The 15073-nt window shown below is 29.7% G+C and carries 16 protein-coding genes; all 16 read right to left on the reverse strand.

The window, feature by feature from the left end:
• Positions 1 to 278: 278 nt before the first annotated feature.
• From BG262_RS00995 to BG262_RS01070, 16 genes are read right to left on the reverse strand one after another with little or no spacing between them, the layout of a single operon-like run.
• A complete protein-coding gene (locus BG262_RS00995; protein ID WP_070787029.1) occupies positions 279 to 569 on the reverse strand; it encodes a hypothetical protein in 291 nt (96 codons plus the stop codon).
• 29 nt (positions 570 to 598) lie between these two features.
• Positions 599 to 1561, reverse strand: a complete 963-nt coding sequence (locus BG262_RS01000) for a glycosyltransferase family 2 protein (protein ID WP_070787030.1) — start codon at positions 1559 to 1561, stop codon at positions 599 to 601.
• Positions 1551 to 2405: a glycosyltransferase gene (locus BG262_RS01005; RefSeq protein ID WP_070787031.1), complete on the reverse strand. Its 855-nt coding sequence runs from the start codon at positions 2403 to 2405 to the stop codon at positions 1551 to 1553. Before BG262_RS01005 ends, BG262_RS01000 begins: the two co-directional genes overlap by 11 nt.
• On the reverse strand, positions 2398 to 3834 hold the full coding sequence (locus BG262_RS01010) for a flippase (RefSeq protein ID WP_070787032.1): 1437 nt from the start codon (positions 3832 to 3834) through the stop codon (positions 2398 to 2400). The genes BG262_RS01005 and BG262_RS01010 overlap by 8 nt, the downstream gene beginning before the upstream one ends.
• 10 nt (positions 3835 to 3844) lie before the next feature.
• On the reverse strand, positions 3845 to 5203 hold the full coding sequence (locus BG262_RS01015) for a DUF2142 domain-containing protein (RefSeq protein ID WP_070787033.1): 1359 nt from the start codon (positions 5201 to 5203) through the stop codon (positions 3845 to 3847).
• Between the two features lie 10 nt (positions 5204 to 5213).
• Positions 5214 to 6152 (reverse strand): glycosyltransferase, encoded by a 939-nt coding sequence (locus BG262_RS01020; RefSeq protein WP_070787034.1) that lies wholly within the window; start codon positions 6150 to 6152, stop codon positions 5214 to 5216.
• Between the two features lies 1 nt (position 6153).
• Complete coding sequence (locus BG262_RS01025) at positions 6154 to 7212, reverse strand: NAD-dependent epimerase/dehydratase family protein (protein WP_173861954.1); 1059 nt, start codon at positions 7210 to 7212, stop codon at positions 6154 to 6156.
• A 2-nt stretch (positions 7213 to 7214) separates the two neighbouring features.
• Entirely contained in the window at positions 7215 to 7940 is a 726-nt protein-coding gene (locus BG262_RS01030; RefSeq protein WP_070787035.1) for an IspD/TarI family cytidylyltransferase, read from the reverse strand.
• A 9-nt stretch (positions 7941 to 7949) separates the two neighbouring features.
• Positions 7950 to 8771 (reverse strand): LicD family protein, encoded by an 822-nt coding sequence (locus BG262_RS01035; RefSeq protein ID WP_070787036.1) that lies wholly within the window; start codon positions 8769 to 8771, stop codon positions 7950 to 7952.
• 16 nt (positions 8772 to 8787) lie between these two features.
• Positions 8788 to 10623: a hypothetical protein gene (locus tag BG262_RS01040; RefSeq protein WP_070787037.1), complete on the reverse strand. Its 1836-nt coding sequence runs from the start codon at positions 10621 to 10623 to the stop codon at positions 8788 to 8790.
• A complete protein-coding gene (locus BG262_RS01045; RefSeq protein WP_070787038.1) occupies positions 10616 to 10960 on the reverse strand; it encodes a DUF2304 domain-containing protein in 345 nt (114 codons plus the stop codon). The genes BG262_RS01040 and BG262_RS01045 overlap by 8 nt, the downstream gene beginning before the upstream one ends.
• Complete coding sequence (locus BG262_RS01050) at positions 10960 to 11685, reverse strand: glycosyltransferase family 2 protein (RefSeq protein WP_070787039.1); 726 nt, start codon at positions 11683 to 11685, stop codon at positions 10960 to 10962. Before BG262_RS01050 ends, BG262_RS01045 begins: the two co-directional genes overlap by 1 nt.
• Position 11686: 1 nt before the next feature.
• Positions 11687 to 12628, reverse strand: a complete 942-nt coding sequence (locus BG262_RS01055) for a glycosyltransferase family 2 protein (protein ID WP_070787040.1) — start codon at positions 12626 to 12628, stop codon at positions 11687 to 11689.
• Positions 12618 to 13757, reverse strand: coding sequence for a beta 1-4 rhamnosyltransferase Cps2T (cps2T, locus tag BG262_RS01060; protein WP_070787041.1), 1140 nt, complete (start codon positions 13755 to 13757; stop codon positions 12618 to 12620). Before cps2T ends, BG262_RS01055 begins: the two co-directional genes overlap by 11 nt.
• Before the next feature lie 21 nt (positions 13758 to 13778).
• Entirely contained in the window at positions 13779 to 14612 is an 834-nt protein-coding gene (gene rfbD / locus BG262_RS01065) for a dTDP-4-dehydrorhamnose reductase (protein ID WP_070787042.1), read from the reverse strand.
• Between the two features lie 23 nt (positions 14613 to 14635).
• The gene (locus tag BG262_RS01070) at positions 14636 to 15013 is read right to left on the reverse strand and encodes a VOC family protein (protein ID WP_070787043.1); all 378 of its coding nucleotides are present in this window, start codon (positions 15011 to 15013) and stop codon (positions 14636 to 14638) included.
• Between the last annotated feature and the right edge of the window lie 60 nt (positions 15014 to 15073).

Raw genomic sequence — 15073 nt, forward strand, 5'->3', positions numbered from 1 at the left:
ATAAAATAGAAAATTCAATTTAATGTTATCAATAATATATATTCTACAAACCAGAACGCTTTATACTACATAAGAATAGAAAGCAAAATTTCTGAAGAATATACTAATCAAATTTATAAAAAAAACAGACTATATAAGAATATTTGCATACTTAATTCTTATACAGCCTGATTTTTTACAAAAGATTATTTAGTATAAAACTGCCGATACTCCTACTGCAAGTATTAAAGCTTGAATTACCAAAATAATTACTTTCTTATTTGCTATTTTCTTTGCATTCAAATATAGCTATGAAAATATATAGGAACCATTAGCCAACTAGTTAATGGTCCATAAAATAGATTTGCCGCATTTCCAAATCCTCTGATACTATAAGGATCAGATTGTGGAACTATCTGATCATCATTAAGTGCACCAATTAAACTCATCAATCTAAAAACATGAAATTTCTCATCATAAGTATTAATTAGATAGTCTGGTCTTTTATATAGAATACTTGTAAGAATAGCACTTAAAAATGTTAAAACTTGCGCAAACGGATCCTTGCATAAATGCATAATCTTTTTCATAAATATATCCTTATTGTTTTTTTCCTTATCTATTTTGAAAATTTAGCATAAAACTTTAATGCAAGAGAATAGATATTACATTTTATAGCGACATATGCGGCCTTATATTCAAACTTCAGTTTATCATTTCCAATAGCTTGCCAAAAAAGAGATTTGCCTTTTTTCTTTACTTCAGAGTATAAATTTTTTTCTACATCATTGCTAGGCTGAGTAGTATAAGCAATATCTAGAGGTAACAGCCAACAATATTGAATCATTGCTTGAGCATACCTTTCTAAATTTGGATTTTTTTCAACGATTTCATTACACTCTGACTCGATTAAAGGAATATAACTTAGGTGATAGTCCTTTAATCCTTCTTTAGTTATGGAAGTTTCATTTTGAAAATAATTATACAAACACTCTGAAATTGTAACAACTTTTCTAGTATCCTTAATTATTTGTAAATTATTTAAAGCATCTTCGCCAACCTTTAAATCAATAAATTCATGATTTTTAATTAAATTTGACTTATACAATTTATTCCAATAGCAGTACATCAAATCAAAGGTCATATAAGGCTTCAAAGGTTCTGTATATAACTCATCTTTCAATTTGATTGGGATGGTACCATCCTTACTAATTCTTTTTGCACTACATGCACATATGTCAGCAGAATTATTAATTATTGCATCATACATGGTAACGTACATGTTTTCTTCTATCCAGTCATCTGAATCAACAAATCCAATATAATCCCCAGTTGAGTTTTCAATCCCCGTATTTCTAGCTGCTGTGACACCTTTATTTTCTTGATTTATTAAAATAATTCTATCATCTGAACTATATTTTTCCTTACATAACTCGTAAGAAGAATCAGTGGAACCATCATTAACAATAATAATTTCCAAGTTACTATAAGTTTGATTTTGTATACTATCTATACATCTAATTATATACTTCTCGGCATTATATACAGGAATAATTATTGATATTTTACTTTTATTTTTCATATCTCTGCGCCTTGAACCTTATCCCATCGTAGGTTCCTCTAAAGTATGCCTTAATTTTCTTAAATTTATTTTTTTCAAAGAAAACACTTTTCATTAATACAATAAATCCGACATATAAATATGACCACGTTTCTTTAGATAGGCCATATTTTTTTATAAGAATCACCGCGTTTCTTGAAAAATAATATCTTCTAAAAGGAGAATAATTAAATGTCAAAAGCTTTAAACCTAAAAAGTTGTGATAGTCAGCATCACCAAGTTCATGAAGTAATCCTACAAACGGGATTTGATATAAATAATATCCATTTTTCTTTAATCTTATTGTCAAATCAAAGTCAACTAAATCTATAAAAAGACTATTATCGTAAGTAAAACCATCTTTGAACAAATATGTAGGCATTAAACTCCCAGAAGTAATCATATTATTCTTTTTTTCAACTTTTTCAGGTATCTCCTCACTATCTTTGATATTTCTATCTTCACGATAGCAATTCAGTAGGCCAATATCAGGTAATTGTAAATATTTTTGGTATTCATTAATTAAGCCATCTAGAACAACACTATCTTGATCCAAGGTTAAAAACCAGTCAAATTTATTTTCAACTGCAAATTCACCAATTTTATTTAAAGCAAATGCAATTCCCTTATTCTCTTCTAATTCTATCAAAGAAATTTTTTCAAATTCCCTAATTATATTTTTTATCGCATCAACATTATCCGATCCATTATCAATAATCACAACTTCATCTACTTGATTTATTATTGAAGATATGTTCTCAATGAGTCGTTCTGTATCTGGATTAAAAGTAACAATACCAGCTAAAATCTTCGTACTATCATTCATTTTTTTTAACCACTCCTTTTACTAAAGCAAATAATTCATCTAAAATTGTAGACCTCAATAATTTTAATGCAACTATATAAGTCACAACTGCTACACATGCTTCAATAATGTAGAAGAACATTGAAGAAGGGGTTGACCTGTCTATCCAATTTGTCACAAAAAATACTAATATACCTGCCAACAAGTATTTCCATGTTTCAAAAAGAAAAGTAGCAATATTAAATCTTTTTCTTAAGACAAACATTTGATATAAAGTCACTGCTACTTCAGTTAAAACAGTTGTTATCGTTGCACCAACAACACCAAGTTTAGGAATTAAAATTAAATTCATAACCACATTTACAATTAATCCGATAAATGCGCCTATATTGAACTCTTTTATCATGTTTGTCGGAAGAAGGTATTGGTTTCCTAAAACATTTGCCCATGCAACAAAAACAATCATTATCGACTGTATAAACATTACAATTCCAACTTCTTTAAATTCAGAACCTAAAAAGTATACCGCAAAAGATTCCGACACCGCCATTATAGAAAACATTGAGAAAATACTAATAGCATTTACCATTCTGAATGATCTATACATAATATTAGAAATTTCTTCTTCTTGATGAGTTGAATGAAGATAAGCAATTCTTGGTATTACAGCTGCACTTAGACTTGTCACCAGAGTTACTGCAACCCGTATAAATCGATCCGATTGATCAAAAATACCAGCTGCGGCTTTCGAGTCCATATTACCCAACATTAATTTATTTAAATATAAGTAAAATTGTATTAAAATTTGAGGTAAAAATAATTGTAGCATAGGTTTTATATGTCTTTTTAAATTAAGATCCTTAAATCTAACCAAATTTACTTCATTTTTCATGAAGGGCCACATACTTAAATTACCTAAAAAAGTTGAAATTGGTACTGTACCCACATAAATCCATAAATCATTAGGACTCTTTACAAATGTAAAAGTTACAATCACAGCCAAGATTTTTATTAACATGTTTCTTAAAATTATATTTTTAAATTCCTCGACTCCCATAAAGTACCAAGAAATATCTAAACCAACAGCTAATAAGATAAATGACTGCATAAAATAGAGTACGTAATCTTCTTTTATTACAAAAATTACTAAGAATAAAAAGGAAATCACAGAAATTGTTGTTGTGATAGCCTTTATAAAAAATATTTCCCAAAAAACAATGCTTCTATTTTCTTTATTATCTTGATTATATGCCACTTCTCTATTACCGTACAGAACTGAACTTAATGCTGCAAATAATGAAAAATAAGAGACAACCGTATTAGTATATGCGGCAGAACCCATTCCATCTATACCGAAAATTCTGGATACGTATGGAATAGTGATTAAAGGGAATATCAAGCTAAGAACTTGATAGCCTGTATTATATATTATATTTTTTATCAGTTTCATACTATTTCCTTTACGCTAATAGCCCATATAAAGTATTGAAAATTAGTAAAGTATCAGAAATTAATATCAAACCGAATGATAGAATTACTAATATATTTTTATACTTATCAGATAACACACTTTTGGGAAAATATTTAGAACCGGCTATTAACACAAACAGGAGTAATAATGGAGAAAAGTATCTTCCTTGAGTGCCAGATATATAACCTGAAAATGTTCCCCCGTAGCCTAAGTAATTATAATAAACACCAAAAACATTTGCTAAAAATACAATTCCCGCAGCTATTGGTACTGACCTATTTTTTATAAATCTCTCATTATAAATTAGCAACAAAACACATAATGCAAACCACATACCATATAACCAAATTGGCATATGATTAAACTGTGGATATGGACTTACTAACCAGCTCATATCTGGCCACCAGTTTAAATCATTATATATGTAAGTACGAACTAATCTCTTAATAGCAACTATCACTCCACCGTATTTTTTAGATCCTATATCAGCTAAAAATAATATAGTTACTAATAGTAAAATAAATTCCAAAACTTTATATATTCTTTTTTGATTCACAATTCTGTTCGTAATTTTTCTTACCTGTTCTCTGACACTTTCAAATATTGCTATATCATTTGGATAAACCGTATACAATACTGGTAATAGTAATAGTAATAAATAAAAATTCTTCTTAGCAACTAAAATTAATAATATAGAAGCAAAGAAAAATAATATATTTTTCTTTTTAGTAATTACTTTATCATATACGGTATTTATCGCTAGCATAATAAACCATGCTACGACAACAAAACTAGATGCATCATAGGATAAGCTAGCTATTTGATTAAGCCAAACTGGCGATAATGATATCACAGAAAATAATAACTTTCCTGATTTTAGATATTTGATGATGAAAAACAAAGAAATATAACATACAAATATTGATGCTAATCTAGCAAAGGTCACCACTACTCCCAAAGAAGGGTAAACAAAAGAACCCATCTTCATACCAATAGCTGGCACAATATGTCCCCAAAAGACATAATTTTTCAAATTATAATCAAAATTTCTGGGCAATTTATCAAAAGTTGTTTTTTCATACTTAGTAAAGTAATATTTTTGCAAATGAAAACCATCCTCATAGGATCTTTTTTGTGCCTCAAATCCAGTTCCAACACTGGTCTCTCCATATGTAGATAGGTCTATATTCTCTCCCACTATTTTTCCAGAAATAGCCACATGATACTGACCATCTGGATCATTAAATATTGGCATCATAATACTCGCAATAACTCCCAAAAAAATTGCTGTTATTAAAAATAATTTATGAATATTTTTTTCTGAAAATAGTTTTTCTATTTTTTCCATGAATCTCCAATCATCTTTTAAACAAAAATAACAAATCCCTAACCCAGTTGGTAAAATTTAAATAAAATTTTTTATCATTAATTATTTGCTTTACAGTACTCAAAAATTTTCGATTTTGAGCATTTTCAACTCGTTTTTCATAAAAATTTCTATATTTATTTGCTAATTCCATATCATTATTATCAAGTTTATTAAGTGCCTCACTAAGAATTACATAATAACTTAAAAATATTTTCAATTCATAAATATGTTTTTCTCGTGTATCAGAAATTTTAAGAGCATTCCCACTGGCATTCCCTGCATGTCTTTTATGAACACCAACAGGATGATTGTAATTATACCCTGTTCCTAAAATTCCTGATACACCAGCAAATAAGTTATCATGTGAAAGAATTAGATTATCATTCCAGTATGGTGTTAGAAAATCAACAAATGATTTTCTAATACAAAATGTCCATCCCTGCCTATAATTTATATAATTTATATTATGTGGATATTGACTAATATACTGGTCAGAGTCATCAAATTGAAATTGATTCGGTATTGTTGCATGCTCACTAATCTTTACAATATCTATGTCAGCACTTAATAAATCAATATTTTTATTTGTCTCCATTATATCGACTTGAATTTTATTCTTATTAAGATACCATGTATCATCTTGATCTGAAAAAAATACATAGTCAACGTCAAGATTCAAAACGTCCAAAAGTAAGGCACGAAAATTTAATCGCCAACCTAAATTATTGTCATTTTGGTTAATTATCCAATTCTCCAAAGAATTTTCTTCAATAAAAGATCTTATTTTTTCGACTGTTTTGTCAGTCGATTTATCATCTCTAAAAATTACATAATCTGGTTTCATTTCTTGATTTTTTATTGATTCCAATTGATCAATAATAAAATTTTCACCATTATATGTTGCCATTAAGACTGCTGTTTTTATCATCCTATTCCTCTATTACTTTTAATGTCTTGACTAGTCCTTGTTCTAAAGAAACATTCTTTTTCCAACCCAGAAGCTCAAGCTTTTCTGTATTTAATTTCGTGCGTCCCATCTTACTGTATCCAGCACCCATTTCTTTTGGAATATCAAAGATCACAGAAATATTCTTATCTGGAAAAATTTCAGTCAATTTTTTTGCTAAACCTCGAATTTCAATTGGCTCATCCTCGTTTGCAACATTATAAGCATTAGTATTTTCCCCATCTAGCATAATTAAGAAGAGCGCCGATACTGCATCAGCAATATAGCAAAATGCTCTTTCAGCTGTGCCATCACTTTTTAGCACAATATTCTCTGAATTGACAACATTGTTTAGTAAATCACTCATTATGCGGCCATCATCCTTTAATTGCATACCTGGGCCATACGAATGAGCAATTCTTGCAATTGTAAATGGTACTCCAAACTGATCATTAAAAGATTTCAGAATTGTTTCAGCCATTCTTTTACTTTCTGGGTAACAAGCCCTACTCGACAGAATATCAAATCCACCATAAGAGTTTTCATCAATATTCTCACTTATCGCTTTTCCATAAACTTCTCTTGTCGATAAAAATAAAAAATTTTTTATCTGATGTTCCTTTGCAAAATTAAGAAGATTAGATGTCCCAATAACATTTGCATTAATTATTCCAACTGGATCACTTAAAATAAATTTTGGACTAGCATTACTTGCAGCATGTACAATATAATCTATGTTTTCTTTATAGGTTAGGGGTAAAACTACATCATGTTGAATTAAAACAAAATACTCCTTTTCTAATAAAGAGAAAAATTTTGAATTTGCTTTTTCAATATTTCTAACTGTTCCAATGATTTTAATATTATAATTAAATTTATCATTTAGATAAGAAAGTGTATATACCATGTAGGTTGCAAGCATTCCACTAGCACCAGTTATCAAAACAGTTTTATTTTTCAATTTATCCCATGAAATATAGTCTTGACCCGTTATCAATTTCAAATCATTTTGTATAACATTATTTTTATAATCCATCATAATCATTAAATACCATATATTTGTTCATTTTCCCTAGCATCAAATAATGCCTTGAACATATAAAAATCATCTGGGGTAGTAATCTTTATATTTTCAACTGGACCCTCTACAACAGAAAGCTTTTTACCATAACTATACATTAAAGTTGAAGAATCAATTGAATCTGTAACTCCATCCTTTAAAGCTTTGTTATGAATATTCAAAATTTCATCTAACCAGAAACTCTGTGGTGCTTTCGCAATCAATGAATGATTTCTATCAGGAACTGACTGAACTTGATTTTCATCATCAACAATTAAAAAGGTTTCTTTAGCTGGTGCAATTGTTACTGCAGAGCCTTTTTTCTCCACTGACTCAATATTGGCTGCAATTAATTTTTCGTTAATTAATGGTCTAACACCATCATGTATAATTACTACTGAATCTTCACTACCAGTAATCTCTTTTGCAGCTAACAATCCATTATATATTGAACCTTGACCCGTTTCTCCGCCAGAGACAATTTTTTTCACTTTAGTTAGTCTGAACTTTTCAGACAAGTCCTCCATGTAACTAATCCAGTCAGCAACACATACAACAACAACAGCATCAACCTCTGGTGTATTTTGAAACAATTCAATTGTATGAACAATAATTGGTTTACCATGTACTTCCAAAAACTGTTTAGGCTTAGCTTTTTTTGATTTCATTCGGCTGCCAACACCTCCTGCAAAAATAAGTCCAATATTCATTGCCTTCTCCTACTCTTTCCAATACCAATCATAGTAATTATGATTCACTCTTTTATTTTCCGGAGGTAATTCCATATAATCACATCCATATAATTGGGTTAAATATTCATCATGTCTTTTTATTTTACGTACATTATGCTTTTCAAAACTAACGTCTTCATATTCTGAAAAAATATCCTTGTTAAAACATTCTTTTTCTCTATATCTAGAGTCTGTAAATCCAACTTTTGAAACATCAGTATGCTCATAAGTTTTCATAAGATTATCCAATACTACTGCTTGCTCATTCCATTTACCGTGATGCAAAAGAAACCTTGGAGTCCTCAAAAATAGTCTTGCAGCGGCATAAATTGCTTTCGAACCACTTACATATTCTGGAAAACTTGTACTTAATAAATTTTCAGCTTGATTCTGTACCTTCTTCATAAACTTAATTCTCTCATTGTCTGATTCAGGCATTTTATCCATTGGAAAAACATCAATATATACTCCCATGTCTGGATGCATTTTATCTAAATTTCCTAAGGAAATAGTCTTATTAGCATAAATTTTTGAATAAGATATAAGTGTCTTTTTCACATTAAAATTTAATAAAGTATAGTCTGAGTTAATCTTGTCCATCATTAACTTGATAAATTTTTCATACTCGGGTCTGTATAGCATTATATCAATATCATCATCCCATGGAATAAATCCTTCATGTCTTATTGACCCAAGAAGTGATCCACCACCAAGCGAATATTCAATGTCATTTTCTCGACAAAATTTATCAATGTATACTAGCATTTCTATCTGAACATCTCTGACTTCCTCGTCAGTCATCTTTTTCATTTATAAAAACCTCGTTCTATGAATATTTTAATAAACCTACTACTATAATTATACTTACAATTACAATACTAGCTACGCCAATGAATGTTAAAATATATGGATTATATATTTTATTTTCTTTCTCACCTTTTTTAACATTACTCAAGGCATTATACTCGTTTTTCTGAAACTCATTATCGGGTATAGCACCATTTATAAGATAGTTTCCAAATTGAGCTTCTGATATGGAGTTTTTATTAATTTCAAACTTAACAATCTTATTATTTGATTTATAACCTTCTGGTGGGGAAACTTGCGTAATAAAATATTTATAATTATTTGATAAACCTCTGACATGTATCAGCGATTCATTTATTTTTATATTTTTTTCTTTATTTAATCCCCATATATGATTTGAAAGTTCTATTGGAGAATTATGCCCATCGATATAGTTAATTGCGTTTGAGGTTAAAGTTTTTGCATTTGATAAAGATAAATCATTTGTTTCAAAATCCTTATCATAATTTAAATTTTGTTTCTCCCATTTAGGGGAATTATCCTCAGTTCCATTATATGTATATATAGAATTATCATCCTCATTATAGCGACCAATAATATACTTTCCTCCAGAAATAAGTTTTTCCGAATGCCCATCGTAGGTTGCAAAATTTATTCCTCCTGAAGTCACTAGAGGTGATAAATGAAAAATTTCCTTATTACTAACTATTTCGGAAACGACAATCCCCTGTTCATAGGAATCCACCTGAATATTAAATTCTTGATTTTCTTTCTCATAAACATTAATACCATTATCGTAAATCAATTTAAATCTTTCTTTATTAATGCCTACAATCTTGCCTTTTACAGTAATCTCTGTTCCTTTAGGTGCTTGTTCTTTGGAAATTCTATATTGATATAAAAACTTCAAAGAGGCAAGTTTATCGCTAGCATAGTCAACGACATCATCAACTGGTACTTCCCCATCAAGATTCTTTGCTGACTTGAGATTTTCTGAATTTAATTGAATTGCAAAATCACCATTTTCTACATCTGATGATTTAGAATTTTTAATATTATTTGTAAATTTAGGCTCAATTTTAGCTGGAACAGATATTTCTGAAATTTTAAAATTTGGAGTTGATGAAAGTATTACATCAGAAGCCTTATTAATTTTTATAGTATAAATAACATCCTGTCCATAGTCTGCTGAGTATTCTTTGTCAGAAGATTTATTTTTTTTATAATTTGGTTTAATATTTGATATATTTACATCAATATCATCATTCTTAACGGTATTACCAACATATATTTCCTGCGATTTTTCAACATCTAAAAATACCAAGTCGCTACTATTAGAATTAGTAAATATAGTAAAGCCACCATAAACTTTCCCAGTTGTAATACCTTTATTATTAGTTACTTTTTGACGTGGAATTTCAGGATTAGTAAACATTATCTCTGGATCACGTTTAGTTTTATTAGGATTATTGATAATATTTAAAAAAGATGGTGCATTGACATATAAAATTTCAACAATTTTCTTTGCATTTTCTTTAGAAACTTTTACTCCTCGTCCAAAAAACAAATCATCAGTCAACAATATTTTGTCACCATCAACAGAAAACTTCTTTTCAATATTTGAAAAAGTATAGTGTGAGTAATGTTCCTCAGACAAGCTACCATTTTGAATTACTTCTAAAGCTTCTTGATAGTTCTTAGCTATAACTTGAACTTCTCCTTGAGCTTCATTATCCTGAACGACGTGTGCAACAATTTCATAAGGCCTCGGAACTTTTGAATCAGAATATACAGAAATGGGAATTAGTAAAAATGAAAAAAGAAATATGAAGAAAACCGAACTTTTATTAATCATTCTTCTCCACCTCTTTTTTCAATAATGAAACTTCCTGTATCAAAACTTTTATTTGTTGATCTTTTTTTGTATCACTACTTGTCTTCATAAGTTCCAAGACAAATACAAAAACTAAACCAACAAATAAAAGAAAATTCATTGTTAAAGCAAAGCCAAGTTGATGAGCAGCAAGCGATACAACATCAGGGAATAATGCAATAAAAATTATACCTAATCCAACAATCAGCCAAGGAGCTGATCGTCTTAATGAAAAAGCATTTTTATTAACCATTTTTACAATGTAATAGAAAATCGCAAGTGCTAAAACAATCATTTCAACTCTCAAAAGTACAGACATTATTCAGCCTCCTTCATAAATCCAGCAATAAATATTGAAGTCAATACATCCATCATGTAAGTGACTGATTTAAACGCACTTATACTTGACTCACCCTCAGCTCTCTCAAACATATGGGCTGGAACTTCTTTTACTTTATACCCATGCTTCATTAAACGAACAATACTCTCTGGTTCTGGATACGCCATTGGATAATTTTTTGAAAAATATCTAATTACTGATTTATTAGCAGCTCTATATCCACTAGTAGTATCATAAATCTTATTACCTGTTACAAATTTTATTGCATAGGAAATCAGATTAATCCCAATTCTTCTAGCTTTAGATGACTTGAAATTTTCAGCATTTTCTTCAATAAATCTTGATCCAATAGTAAAGTCATATTGTCCTGATAGTATTGGACTAACAACATCTTCAATGCTTGCGATGTCATGTTGACCATCACCATCAAATTGAACTGCCACATCGTACCTATTTCTACTTGCAAAGAGGTAACCAGTTTGAACTGCACCACCAATTCCTAAGTTTTGCACAAGATCAATATGGTTTAATTTGTTATCATCTAGTATTTTCTCCGTACCATCTTTTGAACCATCATTTATTACAATATAATCCAAAGTGAATGGTAATTTATTTTCATCTTTAAAATCTTCTACCATTTTTACTGTATTTTGAATACTTTTTTCTTCATTGTAAGCTGGTATTATTAAAAGTACTTTTTTCATACTACTCCTTATTGTACAAATTGAACAATAATAATGTTCTAAAAACAATTATATGTTTCTTTTGATTTTTTGTATATTTATATTTTATTAGTCTTCTAAATCTTTCAATAAAGCTCAATTGATCAATATCTACAAAATTTTCTATTAATTCCCTATCACTCTCATCTATTTCATCTGAAAAATTTCGAATTATATTATTTGCTTGAGCTTGCGAGCGGTGAATTAAGTCCCAATATCTTGAAAATATTTTCCTTGGGCCTTCCCTAAAAATCTTAAATTGTTTATCGAGTATTCTAGCCCCAAGCACATTACTATCATGTTGTCTATATAATTCCGTTGGTTTATCAATATATACGAGCTCACCAAGAGCACTTGCCAAAAGAGCCAGATACCAATCATGCATAATAATATTATCAGTTGTGTTCCATTTTTCGGCCAAGGTATGATTTATCATACTTACACAGCCAGTCACTGTATTCTCTGTGAGCTCTTGAATAAGCTTGGTATTAGCATGACTACTTTGTGAACGTATCATACTTTCATTCAAAACATTTAAATTTTTATCCACTACTTTTAAGTCTGTGTAATACATTATTGGCTTAGAATTGTTATGTTTTTGAGCTTCATTAAGTGTCAACTCAATTTTTTCTGGCAACCAATAATCGTCTTGATCACTAAAAAAATAGTAATCTGCTTGATTATATTTAATCAAAGAATAAAAAGAATTTATAACTCCAAGATTCTTTGTTTTTTCTTCATTAATAAATTTTATTCTATTATCTTCAGATACATATTTTTTTATAATATCAACGGTATTGTCAGTAGATCCATCATCCCTGATTAACAATGTCCAATCTGAAAATGTCTGGTTCTGGATGCTTTCAATTTGTTCTGACAAATACTTCTCACCATTATAAGTTGACATTACAATATTAACTTTCATCTGTAAATAACTCCTCGTATTGAGATACAATTTTTTCCCAAGTGTAATCTTTAAGTATTATGTCACTTGATTTACTGCCATAAACTGATTTTTCATATTTACTCAAGTCGTCTGTCAAATCAATCAGATTTGATAGTTGATCCTTTTGCCAATACAACACGCTGTCACTACCAACATTTCTATTAAATGAAACATCAAGAACTAGATTCAAGCTAGTAGACCACATCGCCTCCAGCAAGCCTGGATTAGTTCCCCCAACTTCATGACCATGGATGTAACCGTAAGCATTTTTCCTAATATTTTTCAATAAATCTTTATCATAAACTGTACCAACAAAATTAATTCTATTATCTTGATCGAAATTAGTTGATTCCTTTAAATATTCATAATAGGGACTTCCCTCATTATTTGTAATAATTACTAAATCTTTTGTTGTATTAGAATTCATAAACGATTTAATTATTGTCTCATAATTATTTTCTGGGACGAATCGACCAACTACAAGGTAGTATTCATCTGCTATAACATCATGTTCTTGGTACCAGTCATATTCGACATTACCTACTTCATCAATATCAGTCCCATATGCTATTACTTGGGACATAAATGGCTTATATTCCTCTTTCAGATAATCATCTATTCCTTGATTATCTGCTATAATTAAATCTGCCTTTTCAACCATTTTTCTCTCAGAATATTTCAAATATTTCCTTATTGGATAGCTCCATTTTGAACGTCGCCATTCCAAACCATCTGGGTTTACGAATAATAATCCCCCTATCTGATGGATTTTCCTAGCAACTGGAGAAATGAACGCTCCAATTGTATTACCCAAAATATAAAAAATCGGTTTTTCAATTTCTTCATCTTTAATAAACTTCAAAGAATAATTTATAGCATCTAAATCATAAAATATTACTTTTGCACCACCTAAGTTACGTTCTTTTATATTAAAGACATCTGCTCCGTTGTAATCATAGTGAGTATGATTTTCACTTTCAGAAAGATTAGCAACATGATATTTAATATTTTTATTTTTCTGATTAGTAACTAGTTCATCAACGAAGGTTTCAAATCCACCATATTTAGCAGGTAACCCACGTGAACCGATTATAAAAACGTGTCTCATGTTGCTCAACTTTCTATTTTTTTATTTCATCATTTCATTCAATGCATCTTGCCAAGTAGGAACAATAAACCCTGTTGCTTTTGTTTTTTCTAAACTCATAATTGAATTTTTAGGTCTCTTAGCTTTTTGAACAAACTGGCTACTGTCAACTGGTGTAATTGAAATATCAGAATCTTTTAATATTTCTTTTGCAAAACCATACCAATTAGTTACTCCATCATTTGAAAGGTGGTAAGTTCCATATTCTTTACGATTATCAACTAGATAAGTCATGAATTCAGCAAGAGTTCTAGTCCATGTTGGACGACCAAATTGATCATCAACAACCGTAATGGTGTCATGTGTTTCTGCTAGTTTTTGCATCGTAAAAACAAAGTTATTACCATATTTCCCAAATACCCAACTTGTTCTTATAATGTAGTGGTCTTGAACATATCTTCTAACCGCTTCTTCACCTAAAAGTTTTGTTCTACCGTATTCAGTTTGTGGATCTGTTAAATCTTCTTCAAACCACTCTTGATCAATAGGCTTGTCACCATTAAATACATAATCTGTAGAAATATAAACAAGTGTAGAATTATATTTAGCAGAAGCTTTTGCTATGTTTTCAGTTCCAACTACATTAACTAAATAATCGACCTCTTTGCCTTCATCTTCGGCCTTATCAACTGCAGTGTATGCGGCACAATGGTAAACAATTGTTGGTTTAATTTCTGCAAATGCTTTTTCAACTGCCTTTGCATCTGTAATATCTAACTCTTTAGAGTCAGTTGCAACATAGTCAATAGATCTTTCATCTAAAAGATTTCTTAACTCTGTACCTAACTGACCACTTGCACCTGTAATTAAAATCATTTTTTCACTTCTTTCTTAAGCGTTTAATGAGCTTGTCCATTATGACAAACTGCCTCAATCCGATAACCATCTGGGTCGACAATAAAGCAAGCATAATAATTTTCATGATAGTTTACCCTATAACCTGGAGCACCATTGTCAAATCCGCCGTTATTAATGGCAGCTTTATAAAATTCATCTACTTGTTTATTGCTTTTTGCTTCAAATGCAAGATGCATTGGATATACTTCACCTTCATAAATTGCAAAATCTCCAAAAGGATCCGCACTTATGCCATCAGAAAAATTAGTGTAATCATCTCCAAAATAATGAATTACATATCCTAAGGCATTAAGGGTCTCCCTATAGAATTTTTGTGATGCTTGATGGTTTTTAACTCCGATAGCGAGATGGTTTATCATAATATCATTTACCTATTTAAATTTTATTGATTATTCTTTGCGTAATTAGCTTCAACTTCT

Origin of the sequence: Floricoccus penangensis (assembly GCF_001832885.1) — a bacterium.
GTDB classification, from domain to species: domain Bacteria; phylum Bacillota; class Bacilli; order Lactobacillales; family Streptococcaceae; genus Floricoccus; species Floricoccus penangensis.

Bases quoted from the DNA above. Each gene is read 5' to 3' on its own strand.
- BG262_RS01045 (WP_070787038.1), bottom strand. From the start codon at position 10,960: ATGTCTGTACTTTTGAGAGTTGAAATGATTGTTTTAGCACTTGCGATT.
- BG262_RS01040 (WP_070787037.1), bottom strand. From the start codon at position 10,623: ATGATTAATAAAAGTTCGGTTTTCTTCATATTTCTTTTTTCATTTTTA.
- rfbD (WP_070787042.1), bottom strand. From the start codon at position 14,612: ATGATTTTAATTACAGGTGCAAGTGGTCAGTTAGGTACAGAGTTAAGA.
- BG262_RS01030 (WP_070787035.1), bottom strand. From the start codon at position 7,940: ATGAATATTGGACTTATTTTTGCAGGAGGTGTTGGCAGCCGAATGAAA.
- BG262_RS01050 (WP_070787039.1), bottom strand. From the start codon at position 11,685: ATGAAAAAAGTACTTTTAATAATACCAGCTTACAATGAAGAAAAAAGT.
- BG262_RS01000 (WP_070787030.1), bottom strand. From the start codon at position 1,561: ATGAAAAATAAAAGTAAAATATCAATAATTATTCCTGTATATAATGCC.
- cps2T (WP_070787041.1), bottom strand. From the start codon at position 13,757: ATGAGACACGTTTTTATAATCGGTTCACGTGGGTTACCTGCTAAATAT.
- BG262_RS01010 (WP_070787032.1), bottom strand. From the start codon at position 3,834: ATGAAACTGATAAAAAATATAATATATAATACAGGCTATCAAGTTCTT.
- BG262_RS01020 (WP_070787034.1), bottom strand. From the start codon at position 6,152: ATGATAAAAACAGCAGTCTTAATGGCAACATATAATGGTGAAAATTTT.
- BG262_RS01055 (WP_070787040.1), bottom strand. From the start codon at position 12,628: ATGAAAGTTAATATTGTAATGTCAACTTATAATGGTGAGAAGTATTTG.
- BG262_RS01005 (WP_070787031.1), bottom strand. From the start codon at position 2,405: ATGAATGATAGTACGAAGATTTTAGCTGGTATTGTTACTTTTAATCCA.
- BG262_RS01015 (WP_070787033.1), bottom strand. From the start codon at position 5,203: ATGGAAAAAATAGAAAAACTATTTTCAGAAAAAAATATTCATAAATTA.
- BG262_RS00995 (WP_070787029.1), bottom strand. From the start codon at position 569: ATGAAAAAGATTATGCATTTATGCAAGGATCCGTTTGCGCAAGTTTTA.
- BG262_RS01035 (WP_070787036.1), bottom strand. From the start codon at position 8,771: ATGAAAAAGATGACTGACGAGGAAGTCAGAGATGTTCAGATAGAAATG.
- BG262_RS01070 (WP_070787043.1), bottom strand. From the start codon at position 15,013: ATGATAAACCATCTCGCTATCGGAGTTAAAAACCATCAAGCATCACAA.